This is a genomic window from Oceanobacillus neutriphilus (assembly GCF_014645515.1).
GTDB classification, from domain to species: Bacteria; Bacillota; Bacilli; order Bacillales; family Amphibacillaceae; genus Oceanobacillus; species Oceanobacillus neutriphilus.
Genome location: NZ_BMLW01000002.1, coordinates 323,304 through 343,331 on the forward strand (window position 1 = coordinate 323,304; position 20,028 = coordinate 343,331).

The window sequence follows — 20,028 nt, forward strand, 5'->3', positions numbered from 1 at the left end:
ATGTGACTAGACAGGCTACTTTTTTCATAAAGTTTTTCTTCTCGCAGATTGGATGATTCTTTATAGAGTATTCCAATCAATATCCTTCAAATCCTCTGTCTCTTCGTTTTCAAAATGCTTCATTCGATGAAGAGTCCCGGTCCTTTGTAAATAAAGTGTTTCCTGTATAGCATCCCAGGCTCTTTTACTAATAAGTACAGCACCATTATCATTTTTTGAGTCAGTTATTTCAATTGGTGTATTATCCTCATTCACTTGTTGGATCAATTGGTAAAGGCTTTTTCTTGCACTTGTTGAATCGAAAGTTAACATGACAATTCTCCCTTCTTTTATAATTGATTTAACCGTATTCTAGTTATTGGAAATCTCATTAAGAAATTAACGGGAAAACCTTTCGTTCAAAATCATTTATTTCCTGGAGTTTATATTTAAACGCAATATTGTCTGTATCATGAAGAATATAATTCAGGAAAAAGAGACAGAAATAAGATTGCCGATACTTAGGCTGAAACTCCAGATGAAAAAGAGCGAACAGGCGCGTTAAACCTTCATCAAATTCCCCTGCTATATACCTCTTGAAATAGGAATAATTTTGGTGTACATCTAATTCATTCCACATAAATTTGAAAAAATCGTAGAAGAAAACATATTTACCCGCCGTCTCCCAATCGATATACCATAAGTTTCTCTCCCCTGCCTCTTTGTATAATAGAATATTATCGGACCATAAATCGCCATGTAAACTGATAAACGGCAAATCCAGAGAGAACATTTCTGGTGCAACTTTTTCTATTATTTTTTCAAACTGATCGATATAAATCACATTTGAACTTGTGTCTAATAAGCCGTTCAACGTTTGATAATCCATCTTTGAATACTGCGCCAGGTAATTGAAATAACTATAATAATCATCATATATTGTTTTTAAGATGAATGCCTCATCTTTATCTGTTTTATCTTGAAAATGAATGAATGCTTCGGTCAGCCTGTTGTGCTCAGCGTCTTGATGGGTTATTGCAGGAATGCGAAAGAAGGATGAAAAATAAGCATGGTTTGCTATTTTCCTTTGATAGCTTTCTTGACTGGTACAAATGACAAGTATTTCATCATCTGAAAAAATTCTGATATCGCCATTAATACAAAACCATAAGATACTTCCATTAAAATACTTCTGCTCAGATGCTTCCATTTCCAGTGAAAGCTGATCTTCTTTTTTTGTGTGATTAAGGTTATTAACCATAGGGTGCCTGGTTTTTGCTGTATTAAAAACCGTTCTAAGCTCTTTATCAAAAGTGTACTGGCCATTTTTTAAGTAAGCACTCAGTTCTGTTATTTTAGCTTTTTTCTTCTGGACTACATTATTATATTCTTCAAATTGTTTTGTCATCCATTATCTCCTAATCTTTAATATTTAGATTTACTGAAACACAGATTTCTCGAATATCTCATCCACAATTATTTCTTATTTCATAGAATAAATAGGTTGTTTGACTTTTATAAATTTAATTGCCTTACAATATGACCTTTTTTTGCAGAATATACTGTTTTTTATAAATATACTTTAGGGTACATTATATGCAAAGGTATAAATTGATGCAATTTTTTATAGAGTTATTTTTAATAATATAACCATGTTCTTATCTATGGTATAAAAGCATTTTCTCTATATTTTACAATTAAGTATAAGACAACTTCCTAACCCCTGTGTTTAAAAGATACTCCATCCAGCTTTCCAATACAATAAGTAATTCCTTGGTAATTAAACTATACTCTTTAAGGTACAATCAATATAAGGGGGAGATTTAACATTGAAAAAAGTACATTTGCAGCTTAATCAATTACTATATCACCAAGGTTTATCTATCACACAGTTGCATATTAAAACAGGCATTCGGCGTGCAACGCTTAGTGAACTGGCAAGTGGCAAGCGTCAACGGATTCAATTAGAACACATTGATAAAATTGTAAATGCATTAAATATTAAAGATATGAATGAATTATTCCGTATTGAAGAAAATGATGAATAACATATTGAATGGCACAAATTCTAAAATAGTTAGAATTCGTGCCATATGTTTTATTTTTATTAATTTTCATCAGTACAGCTTCCAAAATATCAGTGCTCACATGTTCAAATTTTTTCTGACAATATTTTTTAGAAAGTGTGGATACTTTTTCTGCTTATTTCTGATGTTTTTTAAGTTCCCCCTCTATCAAATCTTTCGAATCAATTACAACAGAATATAAAAATTCCTTATTTTTGAAGTGATAGCTAAAACAATGGTATCTTCCGTTATTTCATTGTAACTGTCGTTTGAAACAATGAACATCGGACGTTACTTTTACTTTTCCAATGCTCTTGCCACTGATGATGAGACTAGCTCTACCGCTTTGGTCAGCGTGCAGTGTGGATTTTCTGGCATATCAGCCGAACGCCAGGCGATATAGCCGTCTGGTCGTACTAACGTGGCACCAGTATGCCCTAGACCAAATGCCTCACGAAATACTTCAGGATCGGACATTACTACATCTGTTCCCACTTGGCAGCACTTTAGCTTGACACCCAGCTGTTCACCGACGCTTTCAGCAAGAGTAATCCAGCGTTCATCCTCTGTTAACAATACCCATCCGCATTCGAATAGGTCGAGTGTGGTTATCTTTTCTCCATTTTTGTTTGCCCATAAGTGCGGAGCCCGTGTGCCTGGCTGCCCAGCCCACTGTTCGATACGCAAGGCAGGCGAAAGTTTAGTATCTGTTCCAATTATTGCTTTGGATCTATACAGCTGTCCAAACTCCATAGCATCGTCATCGATTATAATTACGTCGTTTTCAGTATCATCCACGTTGCTCTTGTAATCTGGCCGGGCAAAGGTCTGGTCGTGTCGAAGCCATGCAATCGGACGACGTTCGGCATCGTAAGTATCAAGAATTTCCGTTGATGATTCCCCTGAGAGTACTGCTGATAATTTCCATGCCAGGTTGTATGCGTCCTCGATTCCCGTATTTGCTCCGAATCCGCCTCTTGTCGGCGGCAGGGTATGCGCTGCATCACCAGCGAGAAATATTCTGCCGGACGAAAACTTGTCCGCAATAAGTGCTGAAAGCTTCCAACGGCCTGTTGTAATAATTTCAATGTTAAGGTCCGGGCGGCCAATCGCATTTTGCACTGCATGAAGGAGTTCCTCTTCATCTCGTTCCTTATCATCATTGAACATTAAAACCCAGCGCCCGTCACCATATGTGGTGAGAAATGCCTTCAGCCCCGGTTGATCGATATTAAATTGTCTAATTCCTGATGCCAGATATTTTTCGAGTGGAGCACGGAACAAAACACTACGCATCGTTCTAATGTGCCCATGCCCATTACGGCCGATTCCTAATTTTTCGCGAATAGGGCTGCGGTTTCCATCAGCAGCTACAAGATAGTCTGCTCGCAATGTATACTCATTTTCGTCCTCTCGACTACGTAAGAAGGCAGTAACACCAGTTGAATCTTGCTCGAAACTTATCAATTCGGTATTCATCCTTACCTCAGCACCAAGCTCTATCGCCTTATCTCGAAGGATAGGCTCCAAACGATCCTGTGCGATTGCGGCTCCTCTGTAGGGTGAGTATTCGATATCAGGCAACTGTTGTTTTCCAGGTGTCCATTCCGATTCCTCAAACCATTCTCCTGCCAGGCTTTCTACTCTAGCCCGGCGAAGTCGAAATTTTGTAGGAGCTTGCGGAATCTGTTCAGCTATCCCAACAGTGCGAAATAGTTCCATAGTTCGAGGCGTAAAACCTGTAGCCCGTGGATGGGCGGAGCTCCCAGGATGCCGTTCAACTAGAATGGTAGAAACCCCTTGTTTAGCCAGGAACATTGCTGTCGACAGGCCAACTAAACTTCCTCCGACAACGATTACGGATGTCGTACTAGCTTCGTTTGTTTTTGTTGAGTGTTGAAATATATTAGTTTTTTTATTCATTGAATAAACCACCTTTTGCTTTCAAAAATTAACGATATATCGTTATCTATAAATATAAACGATATATCGTTAAATGTAAAGTATAAGAATTTTTATTTGGTTTTATTACGATAATGGTTTATACAATGTGTTCAAAAGGTTTATTTATGAAAAACAATATTTCGCAATAGGTTCGGATTAATAATGGAATTTTTTCTTATTAGAAAATCCTGAACATCATATATGTTGACTGGAAAAATTAATTGTCTTTGTTACAAAGCTCTCTTTTTTAAATTTGAATACTGAAATAAAGAAATAAGAAAAAGTAACGCACCCAAAAAGATAAAGATGTAAGAGCTTGGTATCACACGAGTTAATCCAGTAAACATGCCTCCGACTGCCATACCAGAATAACGAATGAAATTAAACAAACCTAAGGCCGCCCCACGATTTTCACTATATTCATTGCTTATAACCGTTGAGAATAGCGGGGGAGCAAACCCTATTGTTATCCCATACAGAAATAATAGAATACTTAATCCTATGATTGATTTCGCATGAAGAAAACCAAAGGTTATAATAAGCAGTGGCATAAAAAAGATAACCGTAATAAACAGCTTTCTCAATGCTATTGTTATCTGAACTCTTTTAAAAATCACACTGCCTAAAATCATACTGACTGTTAAAGGTAAGTATAATAACCCGATATTTTGCAAGGATATATGGTAATGATCGTTGAGCAGTATCGGTAAAAATACGATAATAGCAAAGTAAATAAAAAAGATGAAAAAACTTACTGTCATCGTAATAAGACCTACTTTGTTGGAAAAAATATTCCGATAGGTTTGAAAAAAGTTTTTTGGCTCTTTCTGGCTGTCTGTTTTCCCACCATTATCAGGAAGTTTATAAATAATAAACATCAGCAATACCATTGCAATAAGAAAAAGAAATAGGAAAATCCCTTGATAACCGAAATGTTCTCCTAATATACCTCCCAATATTGGGGCAACTGCGGGAGCCAAGGTAAGTAATATTTGATACGTACCCATTGCACTCCCTCTTGTTTTACCGTCAAATAAGTGTGAAATCATATTTATCGCAACTAAAGGAATGATCCCAGCTCCAATCGATTGTACAATCCTAAAAATCATAAATAGTGTGAAATTGGTTGCGAACGCACAAGTAATGGTTGAAACGCTAATTAAAATAAAACTAAGGATTAATAAATGCTTTTGATTCTTAGTATCTATCACAGTCCCTAAAATAATTTGAATCAGAGCTACGATAAATATAAAACTGCTAACAGTGAAATTCACCCAGTTGATAGAAACATGAAAAGAATCTCGAATAAGAGGAATCACTGGTGTATAAATATTTTGATTTAAAGAAACGAAAAAACTGCTAATACTTAATAAATATAAAGATAGTAATTTCGTTTGGGACAGTTTTTGAGACATACATATTCTCCTTTTATAACCTTATTGAGATTTAATACTTTCCGTAATAGCATGTAAAAAGCGAATAATGGTCTCTAATTCCGCTGTATTAAATTCATCAAAGATACGTAAATAATTTTCCCGTGCCTGCTCATGCAGCTGGGCGTGGATAAGAGCAAGCATTTCACCTGATTTTGTCAGCAGATAGTAAACTTCTTTTTTGTTTTCTTCCTCTTGTATTTTTTCTAAGATATGATGTTCTAACAGTTTCCTTACAGCTTTTGTAATCGCTGGTTTCGATACATTTAAACTTTCAGAGAGTGTGGTATTATTTGCTCTTCCTTTTTCTTGAATCGTTGCAACGATGTGTAATTGAGTCAGTGTCCAATCTGAAATAATGGATTGCTCTTGGCTGATTTTCGCCTGTTTTCTTATTTTGTCAGCAGCTTCTCTTTCCTTGATAAATTGTTCTAACGCTTCTAGTGCTTCAGTATTTTTGCTCATTTTTATCACCCAACTCCATTTTATTGTTAACCAGTTAACAATATTAATTTTATATAACTAATCTTAATTTGTCAAATCGACAATATATTATTTTCAATATTATTAACTGATTAACATTCCTAAGATACTAACCTATAATATTGAGAACTATTACCTGCCGCCTACTCTCTATCAGGAAGTAAACGAAATTTCTAACTTCTGTTGATTTACATATTTTTAAACATATGGAAATACATTTTATCAACCTATCAATATATCGACCTATCGACAAATTTTTTGATAGAATCTAAAATGGTTGAATAACTATTATAGAAGGAGGAGGTAGCATTATCTTTTTAAAACAAGGAAAACGAGATTTAAAAAAGTTTCTGTTTGTTTCTATCATTTTGGGAATTGCCCTAACAGGAATGACTATTTCCTATCATGCAGTAGAAGCAGCAGACACGCGCATTTACATCGATCCAGGACATGGTGGATCTGACCCGGGGGCATCAGCAAACGGTTTACAGGAAAAGGATATAACGTTGAAAATTGCTTTGAAAACCAGAGACATTTTAAATGAGCAGTATAGCGGTCACACGATTAAGCTTTCCCGAACCTCTGATGTTACCAAGTCATTAAATGAGAGAACAAATGAAGCAAATAATTGGGGAACTAACTTTTTTGTTTCCATACATATCAATTCCGGTGGGGCTACAGGCTATGAATCTTATACATGGAACGGAAGCTATGCTAATAAGGAGAGAACCAATGCTATAAGAAGAACCATCCACAATGAGACGGTGGGACAAACCGGATTCATCGATCGAGGAGCTAAAGAAGCTAATTTACATGTCTTACGCAAAACGAGTTCACCAGCCATCTTAACAGAAAATGGGTTTATCGATAATGCAGCAGATGCAGATAAGCTGAAAACAGATGCCTTTATAGAAGAAATAGCACAGGCGCATGCGGATGGAATTGCTAAAGCGCTTGGGTTGCCTGCTAAGTAATTTTTTGTTCGTTTTCAAAATCCTAAATAAAGCTAGAGAAAATGGAAAAAGTTTAAAATGGTTGATGGAAATCGAACCGCTATCTACAAATTAAGATAGCGGTTCGATTTATGTGTCTTTTAAATATAGACTATACATTGAGTGATAGTTTTCTGACAGGATCAGCTGACTAAGTGAAGAAATGTATTTAACAGGATTTAATATCTTTTTTTTAATTTATTGATCCTTCATCTACGTTATCAGAGTTGAAATATGATCAGTTAATAATTTCGCCCTTGTTTTCAGCTAAATTTTCGTCCCATTTGCGCCGCTCTGCACTTGTCAGTTTCGCCCATTCTTTTCCCTCGCCAATAATCCTTAAGGGATCTTTCGAGCGATAAGAACGTGTTAAGTTACCAGGGAATTTTTTATCCGTAACATTCGGATCGTCCTCAAATTCACCTGTTGGTTCTATTATATAAACGCGTTCTTTTCCTTCTCCTTTGGCTAATGCTGCTGCTAGTCCTGCGCCATTGGCATTAGCAGTGAAATAAATGTGGTTCATTTTAAGCTCCGCTTTATAATTTGAATTTCCTCCCGGTGTCAGTAAATCTCCAACCTTCAAATCTGCCTTTGTCCCATGGTAAAATGGTCCTTCGTCTGTAGGCGCTCCCTTATAGGAATTGGACAATTCATAATTTCTTTTTGCATTATCAGAATCACATAGCTCCTCATAACATTCGGCAATATTTAAATATAACGCTGAATACGCACTCTTAACATTTTCATCGTTTATTTTTAGCGCATACTTTAAAGATGTTTCCATCCATTTCAATTTATCTGCACTCTCTTTTTGATGACGGGCTACATAATAAGCCGCAATAAATCTTTCATAGTCGTCCTTTGCTTCGTGCCATGCTTTATGAAACATACTGATTGCATCTTCCATTCTACCGCTGTCTTCCAAGCTCATTCCACTCATACAGAGTTTAATAACAGCATTATTTGGACTAAATTTTATATCCATATAATCTAACCTCCAAATTAATGATACCGTTTTTTAAAAACGTAATCGTAAGTTTTGTTTCAGAACTTTCCAAAATGCAGCTTTCAATTTAGGCACCTGATTCATACGTCGTTCCAAACCTCATCATCAATGCTATTATTCCAAAAACCCAAGCTGCTCTCATAAGCTTTTGTCAAACCCTCAGACACAATTTTATCGCTTTTAGCTTTTAAAAACTCTGCAAAATCCAGAATTTTATCTACTTCTTGTTCAGGTATTTCATTAATAATTTTAAGTAAACGCTCCTTAGCTGTATTCATGTAATCAACACCGCTTTCATGAATATTTTATTTTATTATAATGCATCATCTTGAGATAAGCTATATATTCATGATTCAACCATTGGCATATAATCCCGTTTATCCGCTGCATCATTTGAACATTTATTATTAAAAGACAGCAAAAGGCTGTAACCCCTTGTGAGGAAGGATTTACAGCTTTTTGTAATTAATTATATTATTACTTTCATTAAACAAATGGAATAATCTCTTTTCCTAATAACTCATTGTACAATTGATTGGAATTTCCAATTACCCTGTCAAGATCACCTTACCGTCTGATAAACAAGACCTAAGGCACCAGAATCAAACGACTTGTTTTCAACCAGTTTAAGGTTGACCTTCTCCTTAATACCATGAAATAACGGCAATCCGCTGCCAATCAGGACGGGAGAAACAGTAATTTTATACTCATCAATTAAACCAAGCTGCATAAGGTGATGTGCGAACCTGGGACTGCCGAGGATGACCATATCCTCACCTGGCTGCTGCTTTAGTTTCTTGATTTCTTCCTCGATATTTTCTTTCACCAGTCTGGAATTGTTCCATTCGACTTGCTCCAGAGTAGTGGAAAATACGATTTTAGTTGTCTTTTCAATCCACTCGGCGTGATTCCGTTCATACTCCGAAGCTGATGGATTTGAAGGCACAGATGGCCAGTAACTGTGCATCATCTGATAAGTCCCACGTCCCCAAATAACCGTGTCGGCAGTACTCAGAATTTCTTTCGCATGGTTCTCTAAATCAGCATCGTAGGAAACCCAGCCAATGTCCATTTCACCGTCAGGTCCTTCTACAAATCCGTCTAGTGAAGCGTGTAAAAACAAAACGAGCTTTCTCATTTTCAGTTCTCCTTTGTTTATGTGGGATATTTACATTACCTATTTTAACCTATTTCAGCTTGGGTTGTTTCTTACGGATTGCTAATCGTTGAAAAATTCTTTCATAGACTCTGCAGAATCCAGAATAATCATACTTACAAAACTTGAAAATCCCATATTAATAGCTTTTATTATTATTGAAAACATCAAATAAATCTTGGCAGTATATTTCCATTTATTAATTCACTCGTTCAATTTAGTGCTATATCGTTGAATATGTATTAAGCTATAATAACCACATACTAACTTGCAAAAGAGAGTAAAGATGACTGATTATAAAAGCAGGATTCCTTTGTTATACCATTTATTAAGAGGGAAACACCAATTGAAAAGGAGAAACATATGGCAGATTTACTAAAGAACAAATACAATTACGAGTTGATTCACGAGCTGGCTTTAACGATTAAATCTATACATCATTCGTTTCAGGCTGATGATTTTATCAACGACATTATGGACGAGACATGGGAAGGGTTAGCATTGAAAGCTCGTATGCGGCAAATCGCTATAAATTTAGGTAAGTATTTGCCAGCCGATTATGAACAGGCAATCAATATCCTTGATAAGGTCATTGCGGGCTATCCTGCAGGATCTAACGACTTTTCTTTAATGTACTTTCCGGATTTTGTTGAAGTCTATGGGCAGGATGATTGCCATTGGGATTTATCAATAGCTGCGTTAGAAAGGTATACCCCATTCTCATCTTCTGAGTTCGCCGTGAGGCCATTTATTATAAACCATGAAGAGCGTATGATGTCTCAAATGGCGGTCTGGGCCAAACATGACAATGAGCATGTCCGGCGGCTTGCCAGCGAGGGGTGCCGTCCTCAGCTGCCCTGGGGACAAGCATTGATCAGTTTCAAAAAAGACCCGTCATCAGTTCTTGGTATTTTAGAACAGCTTAAAGCTGACTCGTCGCTATATGTCCGTAAAAGCGTAGCCAATAATCTAAACGATATTTCTAAAACACATCCTGATCTGGTTGCAGAAATTGCCAGGGATTGGTACGGTAAAAACAAGGATACTGATTGGATTGTAAAGCACGGATGCAGGACACTTCTTAAAAAGGGCAACAGGGATGTGCTGAGCATCTTCGGGTTTGCAGATGCCGATGATGTAAATGTTGATGGCTTCACGCTGGATACAGCATCTATTGCTATTGGAGAGAATATTGCTTTTTCCTTTAAGATTGAGGCAAAAAAGGCAGCTAAGGTACGACTGGAATATGGTATTGATTATGTGAAAGCAAGCGGGAAGCGAAACCGTAAAATATTCCAAATATCTGAGCTTTCTTTAAAGAAAAACGAGGAGAAGACTTACACAAAAACGCATTCCTTTGTAAATAGAAGCACGAGGAAGCATTACACCGGCCTTCATTCGGTGACGCTTATTGTGAACGGCGTCGAGCAGGGTACGCTGGATTTTGAGGTATTGGCTGCTGAATAGCTAATCTTGGATTCCATCGAGGTGCACTTACCATTTTCAATATGTGCTACTTCTATCCATAATCCTTCACTTTTTATAAAAAATAGTGTAAACAGCAGAGATTGGTTTCTACTTATACGACAAAAAATAAAAAGCCTTTCTGCAACAGAAAGGCTTTTTATCAATTATAAATTATTATTTAACAACGTTAGCTGCTTGTGGTCCACGATTACCTTCTTCGATGTCGAAAGTAACTGTTTGACCTTCTTCTAATGATTTGAAACCTTCGCCTTGAATTGCTGAGAAGTGTACGAATACGTCGTCTCCACCTTCAACCTCGATAAATCCAAATCCTTTGTCTGCGTTAAACCATTTTACTGAACCTGTGTTCATATGAAATTCCTCCATTGTGCACCATGTACACGTTTATTACTTTGGTTGTTCTGATAATAATTCAAGACGATGATATAAATTGTGAAGTTTAGACATAAATCCTGTATTGCTAGCACGAACAATTAAGTTATTTGTAGTATAACACATGTCATTCAAAAAAGATAGCATCCTTTTTTCTTTATTTAAAAGATTGACTATGACCTAACGTCATACTTTAAAATGTATCATTGAAGGAGGTAATGAATATGAACGAAAAAATGTATACAGTTAAAAACTTTGCAAAATTGACAGGTGTCACTGAACGTACCCTTCAATATTATGACCGTAAAGGAGTGCTGGCTCCAACGAGCTATACAAAAAATGGTTATCGTCTCTATAGCCATGAAGATATATTTAAAATGCAGAAAATATTAACACTCAAATATTTAGGATATTCTTTAAAAGAGATCATCAACTATCTTTCTATGAATTCCACCACGAGTGTACAAGAAACATTATATAAACAGAAAGAGTTACTCAAGAAGAAAAGAGATGAAATTGATCATATCATCGATACTTTTACGACAGTAGAACAAGTGCTTCAAGATGAAAAGATTGAAAGCGACCTGCTGCTGGCTATTATTCATTCCATTCAAATGGAAAATAAACAGAAACATTGGCTATCTAACCAAATTGCTAAGCCAATTGTTGATCAAGTATTCATGCAGCATATGACTAAAGAAGACAGTATAAATACTAAACGTGAGCTATTAATTGCTATAAATAAATTACAAGGTCTTTATGAGATTGGCGTGCCGCCGCATAATATAGAAGTTCAGAATTTAATGAAACAGCTGGAAAAGATTTTAAACAAAATTATGGAGCCAAAGTATCAGGAAGAACTAGAAAAGTTGATGGCAGAAGAAAGTTCCATATATCATTTTTCTTTTATATCGAAGGGATTTCAAGATTACACTGCGGAAGCTTCAAAAATATTAAACAAGGTAAATAATAGACCAAACCATGGTACTGGAGGAGGAGATGAATATGAAGGGTAACCGCCTGCGAATTCCTCTTTTACTAATCATTCTTTCTATGGTAATGATAAGCAGCTATATTATTTTGCGTTTAAGTAATATCAATAGTATGGTCGTAATTTTATTAACGTTAACCTTAATCATTTTATGCCCACTGAGCATTTATTTCTTTTTGATACTGCCTGGATCTATGCCGAAAATATTATTATATTTGTCATTTATTATATGTTTAGGCCTTTCTTATTTTATTATTCCTTCTTCTCAAAAATATTTTTTTAATCAAATTTTGGTATGGTTACTGCCTATTGTACAAATTAGTGTCATTATTTTCGTTGTGTATAGTATAGCTAAAGGAATTATTCGTTATAAGGAAATTAATTCAAATGGAAGTTATACTTTTCTTGAAGCAATGAGAAAGTTACTTGAACCTAAACTGGGAAAAGGTTTTTTCTTAGAAGCAGTTATTACAGAAATCAGTATTTTATATTATGCAGTATTAGTTTGGTTTAAAAAGATAAATATAAGCGGAAATGAGTTTTTTACCTACCATAAAACATCAATGATTAAAACAATCGTAATTGTATTTTCTATTATTATTGTACTGGAAGGAGCGTTATTCCACTTCGTTATTCAATGGTGGAGCACCATTGCTGCATGGATTTTTACAGTACTAAACATTTACGCTTTATTTTATTTGGTAGGTCTTTATAGTTCTGCAAGATTTTTGCCCCATGTTATCGGTCAAAATAGCCTCATTATACGTCTTGGTTATCAAAGCAGTATTGAGTTGAATATTGAGAACATAGAAAGCATTAAATATGCAAAACAACAAGGTGGAATTGGAGATAAGATACCGAAAGATACTTATTATTCATTATTAAGTATGGATCCCCCACAATATGAAATCATTTTAAAAGAGCCTGTTATGATGCAAGGTTCTTATGGAAGGAAGAAACAAGTTAAAACCGTTGTCTTCAGATCTGATGAGCCAAATAAAATGATTGATCGAATAAACCGGATAAGAGAACAGAGTTCAAATGAAATTGGTTAATTTGTTATTTTTACAGGACTATAAATGAACTAAATTATGAATAACACAGTAGTTTTCAAGTTGCCGATAGATTACTCTCGCCACTTCATTTCTATTAAAATTGGAAGTGGGAGTTTTTGGGGTGTCGACTTTCAAGATGACGATTAACCGCCAGTGGAGTTGAAACATTGGTGTGCTAAAAACACCTGCCCCCCGCTATCCCATTGGCCTTGCCTCCTGAGACTACTTTTCAGCTTACCTGAAGTTCACACGTTTGTGTGCCTTGGCTGACATGTTTGGCTTGAACATTTTACGTGGCAAAACAACGATTCTTGCCACAACCTGCTATGTTCTGTTTTCAAAGAGCGTCTTTCAAGAACATTATGCTATGCAAACTTAAGCTCGTAAATGTAAAAAGACGATTCACCTCCCACCTACTCATTGGGTTTCAACCTTCATATTCCTTGAGGTTGGGATCCCTCTCGCTTAGTCAAGATAGATTATTATCCATAAACTCTTTAAACTCTCATACATATTGAGTAGCACCATTGCGCCTTACATTATAATAATAATCAAAGTACCATTATTATATTTTTTTATTATTTCTTATACTTCTATAAATCAATCCAATAACTCATAAATAATATTTTCATTGAAATCCTTGATTCAGTCACTTAATTCCGGACCAATATCTCTATTCTTAAATAAAAAATTAGAACAATAAGTGTTTACCTTTATTCCAGATGTTTACCAATTGGTAAATTAATGTTTTCTTAACAACTGAAGCATCCTGTCACACCAAAGGATACTTGCCTCCTCGAAGTTTATCCCCATATTAATAACAGAAATCGTGGAGAACAAGGGATGATTGACATCAGGGTTATGTTCTTCGAAGGAAGAAATTCTCTTTTTATAATCCTCAAGCGTACGTTCATGTTGTTCCTTTTTCTTCTTTATCAAGCTAAACAATTCATCTGGTTTTAATAACCAGGAACTGTACTGCTTCAACAGAAAGGTCTTCGATTCCTCAGCTTCAGGAAGCTCTTGCACCCAAGACTTTAAAGTGTCCATGCCGCTAGCCGTAATTCTGTAAATTTTTCGAGGCGGGCGATAAGACTCTTGTTCAATGGCTTGCAATTCAATAAATCCGGCTTTTTCCAATTTTGATAGAGATGGATAAAGCTGATTATTGTTTATTTTATAGAAATGGCTAATTCTGCTGTTGATTTGCTGCTTCATTTCATATCCGCTTAACGGTTCTCGTGCTAATAATCCTAATAAGGTGTATTGGGTATTATTCATTAAGTTCTCCTCTTTCATGCTTTTGATTTATGTACTTCCATTTAGATAGGTTAATTATAACATAAAATAATATTTGACATATAAAATTATATAAGATAATATTTACATAGGTTATAAATAACATATAATAAGGAGCGTGTATTATTGTGAAACTTATTTTTAAAGATCAGACTTTTTCATTCGAATTGCTTCGGACAATGGGGTATGCTGCTTTTGGGGGGGCAGACATAGGGGAATGCCTATCTACTGCCTATCGAATTGAAGAGGGTAATTTTGAAAGCTGGTATGAAGAATGGCTAAAGACTGCAACCCGGGTTCATCGGGAAGCTGAGGAAAGCAGCAAGAATGGCAATAAGAGCAGTGCGAGAGACTTCTATTTACGTGCATCGAATTACTACCGTACAGCCGAATTTTTTCTCCATGGCAATCCGGAGGATAAACGTATTCTGAAAACGTGGAGATTAAGCCAAAGCACATTCAGGCGCGCGCTTACTTTACTCGATCATCATTGGGAGATTGTTACTATTCCTTATGAAGACACGAATTTACCTGGTTACTTGTATTTAGCAGGAAATCAGCCTGCTCCTACCCTAATTGTTCACGGAGGATATGATTCCACCGCAGAAGAACTTTATTTCCAAGTTGTTACCTCAGCTTTAGAAAAAGGGTATCATTGCTTGGTATTCGAAGGACCAGGACAAGGAGCTGTTATACGCGAGCAACAAATTCCATTCAGACATGACTGGGAGGCTGCTGTAACACCAGTGGTCGATTATCTGGCCAAGCGTCCAGAAGTTATCTCTGACAAAATCGCATTAATGGGTATCAGTTTAGGCGGGTATTTGGCTCCACGCGCAGCTGCTTATGAACACAGGCTTGCTGCATGCATTGCAAATGATGGTCTATTCTCCTTCCAAGTGGGAAAAATAGCTGCGGCATTAAGCGGAAAAGAAAGTGGAGAACTCCACTTTCTTTCACCAGAGATGGATAATTTTATTGCGTCGATTATGGCACAAGATACAGGTATTCGATGGGGAATTGAAAATGGACAGTTCACTTTTTCAGCAACTAATCTGGAGGAGCTGGTGCAGAAAACGGAACCTTTTACCTTGGAAGGCGTTGCTGAGAAAATCAAGTGTCCGGTACTCGTTTGCGAAGCGGAACATGATCATGCCTTTGCAGGACAACCCGAACAATTGTACAAATCTTTAAGAAGTTCCAAAACGTATATGAAGTTTACTGCTGAAGATTCTGCTGAAGAACATTGCCATTTTGGGGCATTAAAATTGGCTAACCACCGCATATTCACTTGGTTAAATCAAGTTTTGAATACAGAAGTCAGGTAAGGATTACATCACCTTTTAAGTGCCTCTCCCCCAAACGGGGAAAATGGCGCTTTTTTGGAGTAGTAACAATGCTGCCTTTTCCATATGTGGTGGACTTGTTACGTTTTTTCAAACGGGATTTAGAAATTATAAAAACGAAGAAAAATACAAAAGAGATTGAACAAAAGAGGAGTCATAATGTAATCTTTTTTAATTTATAAATGCGTGGTCTAACTCCACCGTCTTTAGACGGTATCCGCTTTTAGCCTTATCTTTTTTGTCCATACTAACAGAAGAGGTGATAGTATGGACGGATATAGAAAAAGCGGTCATGCAGTGTATGACATCAAATATCATGTAATATGGGTAACAAAGTATAGATATAAGGTGTTGCAAGGCCATATAGCAGTAAAAACAAGAGAATTGATTAGGCAAGGTTGTGAAGCAAGAGGGATAACAATCCTGCAAGGAAGTATTGGCAAAGATCATATCCATTTATTATTATCTTGTCCACCAAGCATCGCTCCAAGTAAAATCATGCAATATCTAAAAGGGAGATCATCAAGATTATTACAGGATGAATTTCCAGAACTAAAGAAAAGATATTGGGGACAGCATTTGTGGGCAAGAGGTTACTTCTGTGCCACAGTGGGAACAGTAACGGAAGAAATAATAAGGAATTATATAGCTAATCAATTCAATGAAAATAACGACGATATATTCAAAATTGAAGAATGAGTTCAGTCTTATTTTGAATATGCTTCAGCTTAAAGACTTTGAGCAGGACTTCAGCCTGAAGAGCGACTTTAGTCGCCGACATTTATGTCCAAATCCACCTGCTTTAGCAGGTGGTCGTTTAAGATTTTGTTAATATCAAAAATAGTTAATTTTTATTATTACCTGGCAGAGTTTGCATAAGTTCAAAGAAATAGTTAGAATCACCGGTATTAAAATAGTTATACCAAGCTTCTAATGTATTTGACTTAAAAACATCTAAGCACTCAATGATTTGTTTCGTCCATAGTAAAGCATCCGTGGAACCAGCAGTAATGAGATTATTAGATGCAACAGAGGCTTGGTCTAAATAAAAATCTTGTCCTTTATAATTAGAACAAACCATTTCAAGGAATCCCGGACCATTGCTGGTATGCGGACGGTTATCCAGTATTCCAAAATTAGCAAGTGCTGCGGTAGCTCCACAGATTGCACATACTGTAGCACCTGCAGAGAGCAGCTCGCTTGCTTTTACGAGAATAGCTTCATGCTTTGGATCATTCCATGTATCTGCACCTGGTAATAACAGCATGTTTGTTTCACTTACCATAATGTCATCAATTAGGTAGTCAGGAACTATTGTCATCCCGCCCATTGTACGGATTAATTGTTTGGAGTAACTGACTGTTTTAATCGATACTTGATTCGCGTCTTCTTTGAAAAATCTCCTGGAATTCAACTCCGCAGTAACATATCCTAGTTCCCAGTCTGCTAAAGTATCAAGTGCATAAATATAAATTGTTTTCATCATTTCCCTCCATTTGATTGTAATAGATTGATTATTTGATTATTATTATACTTATCTATTGTTGACAACAATCTGGCAACAATCTAAAAATGAAGAAATGTTTTTGAAAGGCGGTTAACAGATGAAGGTTAGCAGGCTTGTTAGCATTATTATGATACTGCTCGATAAAGAACGCATAAGCGCACAGGAGTTAGCAAATATGTTTGAAGTTTCAAAGCGTACAATATACCGCGATATAGATGCCATCAACATGGCTGGTATTCCAATTTACTCAACATCAGGAGTAGGCGGCGGCTTTGAAATTATGAAAAACTATAAAATGGATAGAAAGGTTTTTTCAACTGCTGATATTTCTACTATTTTGACAGGACTTTCCAGCCTCTCCAATATGATGCAAAGTAACGAACTGATAAATGCTCTTGCGAAAGTAAAAAGTTTTATCCCGGTGGATAGAGTTGACGAGATCAAATTAAAAACAGACCAAATACATATCGATTTAAGTCAGTGGATAGGTTATAGGAACGTACAAGCCTATTTAGAAACCATAAAAAAAGCTTTACAAGAAAACAAACTGCTTTCGTTTGAATATACTGACCGTCATGGAAATAAAACGGAACGGGAAGCTGAAGCCTATCAAATTGTATTGAAGGGTAATCATTGGTATTTTCAAGGATACTGTTATAAAAGAAATGATTTTCGTCTATTCAAATTAGCTCGTATATCAAATCTAAAATCAGAAGAGATTTTCTTTACACCACGGGATTATCAAAAACCACTATTGGATTTTACGGATATTTTGGAAACGATACAATCAAAGATCAAACTTCGTATTCATAAATCTGTCATGGATAGAGCACTTGATTATTGTATGTATGAAGGTTTTTCACCAGATGGTACTGAGCACTACATTGTTACTTTTCCTTTTATAGAAAACGACTATTATTACAATATTCTTTTAAGCTTTGGTGATAAATGTGAATGCTTAGAGCCTTTACATATCCGGACAGAATTGAAACGGAAAATAGATGGTATAGCTAAGTTATATGGAAGTTAAATCAAAAAACTCGATTTTAAACTTATACTGTTTTAGTTAGTTTAATCTGTTACCATTTATCCCTATCCCAAGAAACCAAAATAACACAATTTAAAGTATACATATTCTAAAGAGCATCATTTTTAAAATAAGGTGATGCTCCAGTTCTATACAACGTATCAACTAATTGAGAAAACTCTTCAGAGGATAAGTCCTTATTTCGTTGAATCCAAAGACGAAACAAAGAAAACGAGGTTGTTATTTGAAATTCAATTAAGTATGGTGTCAGTAAATCATTTTTTGAGTAATCTAATTTCAATCTATCTTGAAAAACCTCTTTTTTTAAACGGTCTAAAAAACGGACACTTCCATGATCCCCTAAAAGAGCACGAAAACTTAACATATATTTTTCCTCGTCTAAACAAGAAAGCGCATTATTAACAGCTTCTTTTGCAGATGATTGTTCGTTTTCTAAACCTTTTTTAATATAACTCAGTAATTCATCTTCAACATATGTTAATAATTCGTAGATATCAGAAAAGTATTGATAGAACGTGCTGCGGTTATACCCTGCTTTATTCGTTATTTCCTGAATTGATATTTTTTCTATTGGCTTTTCCATGTACAATTCACAAAAATTATCTATAATATTTCTTTTCGTTTTTTGAGTGATTTCTGGTTTCTTATTCATAGTTTGTCTCCTTTTTGATAAATATACTATCCAACAATAATAAAAAAATTGATGGTTGATGAAATTAGTTTATAATCATATACTTTTCATCATACAACACGTTGTTGCATAATCAAAATGAAATACATGGAGGAGAAATATGATAGATAAAAGTAGAATTTTAATTTTTGGTGCAGGCGTTATAGGAAGTGCGTATGCAATCAAATTCATAGAGGCTGGATTTGATGTCACTTTATTTGCGCGTTCTAACAGATTTATTGCATTGAAGGAAAAAGGAATACAATACAACGAAAAAGGCGAGGCTAAATCTATAAAAGTAAATGTTATTAATAGACTTGAAAATGATGATGTGTATGATTTCATTTTTGTTACCGTCCGTTATGAACAATCTGAAGCAGCATTACTAACTTTAAAGGATAATAAGAGCAAAAATATTGTTACAATGATGAATAACTCTGCTGGACTTTCTTTGTGGCAAAGTATTTTAGGAGATAAACTTTTGCCTGCTTTTCCTGGAATTGGCGGACAAATCAAAGATGGGGTATTGTATGCTCGATTTCCACCTAAAGTTCTGGCAGGAGCTGTATTTGGGGAAGTAAACGGTTCGGTCACAAAACGAATAAGAAGTCTTGCTAAATTATTTGAAGCAGCAAATCTTCCTTACAAAATTAAGGATAATATGAATGATTATTTAATAACACATTCCGTATCAGATATTGCAATGATTGGTGCTTTACATCTTGATAATAAGATAGTCGATGAAAAAACAATTAGATCCAGAAAAACTGCACATGGGATCACAATCACTTTAAAAAAATATTTAAATGCCATACAAAAAGCTGGTGTTACGCTTAAACCGTCATTCTATAAAGTCATGCTTAAATGTCCAAGTTTTATTCTCGATTTTTTCTTTATGATTTGGCTGCGCACGAAAATGGTAAATGATATGTTAGCTCCGGAATTTGCAAATAGTGCAAACAATGAAGTATTAAAATTAAATAAAGATTTATTACATTTTTTAAAACGGAATAATGTTAAAACAGATAAATTATAGAACTGATTCACTTAGCAGCCCTTTATAATAATTGAATGAATTTCATAATTCTTAACCCCTCTGTGCCAATGAGTTCAGGACACGAAAAAAGAAGTATCTCCCCAAATCTTGTGTAATGGTAGTTGACTACACAACCATAAAAAGACTGGAGGAG

At 35.5% G+C, this 20,028-nt stretch carries 22 protein-coding genes; 9 read left to right on the top strand and 13 right to left on the bottom strand.

Annotated elements, in window-relative coordinates; translation table 11 throughout:
- Positions 1-60: 60 nt before the first annotated feature.
- Both IEX29_RS04625 and IEX29_RS04630 read right to left on the bottom strand, forming a co-directional pair.
- Positions 61-312, bottom strand: a complete 252-nt coding sequence (locus tag IEX29_RS04625; protein ID WP_188733342.1) for a type II toxin-antitoxin system Phd/YefM family antitoxin — start codon at positions 310-312, stop codon at positions 61-63.
- Between the two features lie 58 nt (positions 313-370).
- Positions 371-1,387, bottom strand: coding sequence for a phosphotransferase (locus IEX29_RS04630; RefSeq protein ID WP_188733343.1), 1,017 nt, complete (start codon positions 1,385-1,387; stop codon positions 371-373).
- A gap of 421 nt (positions 1,388-1,808) precedes the next feature.
- Between IEX29_RS04630 and IEX29_RS04635 the strand changes: the two genes are divergently transcribed.
- The gene (locus tag IEX29_RS04635; protein ID WP_188733344.1) at positions 1,809-2,027 is read left to right on the top strand and encodes a helix-turn-helix domain-containing protein; all 219 of its coding nucleotides are present in this window, start codon (positions 1,809-1,811) and stop codon (positions 2,025-2,027) included.
- Positions 2,028-2,231: 204 nt separating this feature from the next.
- On the opposite strand, the gene IEX29_RS27180 is transcribed toward IEX29_RS04635, so the two are convergent.
- From IEX29_RS27180 to IEX29_RS04650, 4 genes are all read right to left on the bottom strand, one after another.
- Complete coding sequence (locus tag IEX29_RS27180; RefSeq protein WP_373290640.1) at positions 2,232-2,330, bottom strand: hypothetical protein; 99 nt, start codon at positions 2,328-2,330, stop codon at positions 2,232-2,234.
- Between the two features lie 12 nt (positions 2,331-2,342).
- The gene (locus tag IEX29_RS04640) at positions 2,343-3,968 is read right to left on the bottom strand and encodes an FAD-dependent oxidoreductase (protein WP_188733345.1); all 1,626 of its coding nucleotides are present in this window, start codon (positions 3,966-3,968) and stop codon (positions 2,343-2,345) included.
- A gap of 251 nt (positions 3,969-4,219) precedes the next feature.
- Positions 4,220-5,404 carry an MFS transporter gene (locus tag IEX29_RS04645; RefSeq protein ID WP_188733346.1) on the bottom strand — a complete coding sequence of 395 codons (1,185 nt, stop codon included), beginning with the start codon at positions 5,402-5,404 and terminating at the stop codon, positions 4,220-4,222.
- A 21-nt stretch (positions 5,405-5,425) separates the two neighbouring features.
- The gene (locus IEX29_RS04650; protein ID WP_188733347.1) at positions 5,426-5,887 is read right to left on the bottom strand and encodes a MarR family transcriptional regulator; all 462 of its coding nucleotides are present in this window, start codon (positions 5,885-5,887) and stop codon (positions 5,426-5,428) included.
- A gap of 386 nt (positions 5,888-6,273) precedes the next feature.
- On the opposite strand from IEX29_RS04650, the gene IEX29_RS04655 reads away from it, so the two are divergent.
- The gene (locus IEX29_RS04655) at positions 6,274-6,879 is read left to right on the top strand and encodes an N-acetylmuramoyl-L-alanine amidase family protein (RefSeq protein WP_229720091.1); all 606 of its coding nucleotides are present in this window, start codon (positions 6,274-6,276) and stop codon (positions 6,877-6,879) included.
- Between the two features lie 256 nt (positions 6,880-7,135).
- Here the strand turns inward: IEX29_RS04655 and arr are convergent, their stop codons facing one another.
- The 3 genes from arr to IEX29_RS04670 form a co-directional block, all read right to left on the bottom strand.
- Positions 7,136-7,885: an NAD(+)--rifampin ADP-ribosyltransferase gene (gene arr / locus IEX29_RS27185; protein ID WP_188733349.1), complete on the bottom strand. Its 750-nt coding sequence runs from the start codon at positions 7,883-7,885 to the stop codon at positions 7,136-7,138.
- 101 nt (positions 7,886-7,986) lie between these two features.
- The gene (locus IEX29_RS04665) at positions 7,987-8,184 is read right to left on the bottom strand and encodes a DUF2281 domain-containing protein (protein WP_188733350.1); all 198 of its coding nucleotides are present in this window, start codon (positions 8,182-8,184) and stop codon (positions 7,987-7,989) included.
- 284 nt (positions 8,185-8,468) lie between these two features.
- On the bottom strand, positions 8,469-9,044 hold the full coding sequence (locus IEX29_RS04670) for a dihydrofolate reductase family protein (protein ID WP_188733351.1): 576 nt from the start codon (positions 9,042-9,044) through the stop codon (positions 8,469-8,471).
- A gap of 381 nt (positions 9,045-9,425) precedes the next feature.
- On the opposite strand from IEX29_RS04670, the gene IEX29_RS04675 reads away from it, so the two are divergent.
- The gene (locus IEX29_RS04675; RefSeq protein WP_188733352.1) at positions 9,426-10,529 is read left to right on the top strand and encodes a DNA alkylation repair protein; all 1,104 of its coding nucleotides are present in this window, start codon (positions 9,426-9,428) and stop codon (positions 10,527-10,529) included.
- 174 nt (positions 10,530-10,703) lie between these two features.
- Here the strand turns inward: IEX29_RS04675 and IEX29_RS04680 are convergent, their stop codons facing one another.
- Entirely contained in the window at positions 10,704-10,901 is a 198-nt protein-coding gene (locus IEX29_RS04680; protein ID WP_077604139.1) for a cold-shock protein, read from the bottom strand.
- Positions 10,902-11,146: 245 nt separating this feature from the next.
- On the opposite strand from IEX29_RS04680, the gene IEX29_RS04685 reads away from it, so the two are divergent.
- Positions 11,147-11,938: a MerR family transcriptional regulator gene (locus IEX29_RS04685; RefSeq protein ID WP_188733353.1), complete on the top strand. Its 792-nt coding sequence runs from the start codon at positions 11,147-11,149 to the stop codon at positions 11,936-11,938.
- On the top strand, positions 11,928-12,968 hold the full coding sequence (locus IEX29_RS04690) for a hypothetical protein (protein ID WP_188733354.1): 1,041 nt from the start codon (positions 11,928-11,930) through the stop codon (positions 12,966-12,968). The genes IEX29_RS04685 and IEX29_RS04690 overlap by 11 nt, the downstream gene beginning before the upstream one ends.
- Positions 12,969-13,709: 741 nt before the next feature.
- Here IEX29_RS04690 and IEX29_RS04695 read toward each other — a convergent pair.
- Positions 13,710-14,249, bottom strand: a complete 540-nt coding sequence (locus tag IEX29_RS04695) for a PadR family transcriptional regulator (protein WP_188733355.1) — start codon at positions 14,247-14,249, stop codon at positions 13,710-13,712.
- Between the two features lie 146 nt (positions 14,250-14,395).
- Here IEX29_RS04695 and IEX29_RS04700 point away from each other — a divergent pair, with 146 nt between their 5' ends.
- Positions 14,396-15,595, top strand: coding sequence for an alpha/beta hydrolase family protein (locus IEX29_RS04700; protein WP_188733356.1), 1,200 nt, complete (start codon positions 14,396-14,398; stop codon positions 15,593-15,595).
- A 285-nt stretch (positions 15,596-15,880) separates the two neighbouring features.
- Complete coding sequence (tnpA, locus tag IEX29_RS04705; protein WP_188733357.1) at positions 15,881-16,312, top strand: IS200/IS605 family transposase; 432 nt, start codon at positions 15,881-15,883, stop codon at positions 16,310-16,312.
- Positions 16,313-16,457: 145 nt separating this feature from the next.
- Here the strand turns inward: tnpA and IEX29_RS04710 are convergent, their stop codons facing one another.
- Complete coding sequence (locus IEX29_RS04710; RefSeq protein WP_188733459.1) at positions 16,458-17,096, bottom strand: type 1 glutamine amidotransferase family protein; 639 nt, start codon at positions 17,094-17,096, stop codon at positions 16,458-16,460.
- A 121-nt stretch (positions 17,097-17,217) separates the two neighbouring features.
- On the opposite strand from IEX29_RS04710, the gene IEX29_RS04715 reads away from it, so the two are divergent.
- Positions 17,218-18,150, top strand: coding sequence for a helix-turn-helix transcriptional regulator (locus IEX29_RS04715; protein ID WP_188733358.1), 933 nt, complete (start codon positions 17,218-17,220; stop codon positions 18,148-18,150).
- Between the two features lie 106 nt (positions 18,151-18,256).
- Here IEX29_RS04715 and IEX29_RS04720 read toward each other — a convergent pair whose 3' ends face one another.
- Entirely contained in the window at positions 18,257-18,820 is a 564-nt protein-coding gene (locus IEX29_RS04720; RefSeq protein WP_188733359.1) for a TetR/AcrR family transcriptional regulator, read from the bottom strand.
- A 139-nt stretch (positions 18,821-18,959) separates the two neighbouring features.
- Between IEX29_RS04720 and IEX29_RS04725 the strand changes: the two genes are divergently transcribed.
- Positions 18,960-19,874, top strand: coding sequence for a ketopantoate reductase family protein (locus IEX29_RS04725; RefSeq protein ID WP_188733360.1), 915 nt, complete (start codon positions 18,960-18,962; stop codon positions 19,872-19,874).
- The last annotated feature ends 154 nt before the right edge of the window (positions 19,875-20,028 follow it).

What these genes read in the sequence shown, in the direction of transcription:
- IEX29_RS04625 (WP_188733342.1), bottom strand. Translation starts at nt 312, where the DNA reads ATGTTAACTTTCGATTCAACAAGTGCAAGAAAAAGCCTTTACCAATTG.
- IEX29_RS04630 (WP_188733343.1), bottom strand. Translation starts at nt 1,387, where the DNA reads ATGACAAAACAATTTGAAGAATATAATAATGTAGTCCAGAAGAAAAAA.
- IEX29_RS27180 (WP_373290640.1), bottom strand. Translation starts at nt 2,330, where the DNA reads ATGTTCATTGTTTCAAACGACAGTTACAATGAAATAACGGAAGATACC.
- IEX29_RS04640 (WP_188733345.1), bottom strand. Translation starts at nt 3,968, where the DNA reads ATGAATAAAAAAACTAATATATTTCAACACTCAACAAAAACAAACGAA.
- IEX29_RS04645 (WP_188733346.1), bottom strand. Translation starts at nt 5,404, where the DNA reads ATGTCTCAAAAACTGTCCCAAACGAAATTACTATCTTTATATTTATTA.
- IEX29_RS04650 (WP_188733347.1), bottom strand. Translation starts at nt 5,887, where the DNA reads ATGAGCAAAAATACTGAAGCACTAGAAGCGTTAGAACAATTTATCAAG.
- arr (WP_188733349.1), bottom strand. Translation starts at nt 7,885, where the DNA reads ATGGATATAAAATTTAGTCCAAATAATGCTGTTATTAAACTCTGTATG.
- IEX29_RS04665 (WP_188733350.1), bottom strand. Translation starts at nt 8,184, where the DNA reads ATGAATACAGCTAAGGAGCGTTTACTTAAAATTATTAATGAAATACCT.
- IEX29_RS04670 (WP_188733351.1), bottom strand. Translation starts at nt 9,044, where the DNA reads ATGAGAAAGCTCGTTTTGTTTTTACACGCTTCACTAGACGGATTTGTA.
- IEX29_RS04675 (WP_188733352.1), top strand. Translation starts at nt 9,426, where the DNA reads ATGGCAGATTTACTAAAGAACAAATACAATTACGAGTTGATTCACGAG.
- IEX29_RS04680 (WP_077604139.1), bottom strand. Translation starts at nt 10,901, where the DNA reads ATGAACACAGGTTCAGTAAAATGGTTTAACGCAGACAAAGGATTTGGA.
- IEX29_RS04685 (WP_188733353.1), top strand. Translation starts at nt 11,147, where the DNA reads ATGAACGAAAAAATGTATACAGTTAAAAACTTTGCAAAATTGACAGGT.
- IEX29_RS04690 (WP_188733354.1), top strand. Translation starts at nt 11,928, where the DNA reads ATGAAGGGTAACCGCCTGCGAATTCCTCTTTTACTAATCATTCTTTCT.
- IEX29_RS04695 (WP_188733355.1), bottom strand. Translation starts at nt 14,249, where the DNA reads ATGAATAATACCCAATACACCTTATTAGGATTATTAGCACGAGAACCG.
- tnpA (WP_188733357.1), top strand. Translation starts at nt 15,881, where the DNA reads ATGGACGGATATAGAAAAAGCGGTCATGCAGTGTATGACATCAAATAT.
- IEX29_RS04710 (WP_188733459.1), bottom strand. Translation starts at nt 17,096, where the DNA reads ATGAAAACAATTTATATTTATGCACTTGATACTTTAGCAGACTGGGAA.
- IEX29_RS04715 (WP_188733358.1), top strand. Translation starts at nt 17,218, where the DNA reads ATGAAGGTTAGCAGGCTTGTTAGCATTATTATGATACTGCTCGATAAA.
- IEX29_RS04720 (WP_188733359.1), bottom strand. Translation starts at nt 18,820, where the DNA reads ATGAATAAGAAACCAGAAATCACTCAAAAAACGAAAAGAAATATTATA.
- IEX29_RS04725 (WP_188733360.1), top strand. Translation starts at nt 18,960, where the DNA reads ATGATAGATAAAAGTAGAATTTTAATTTTTGGTGCAGGCGTTATAGGA.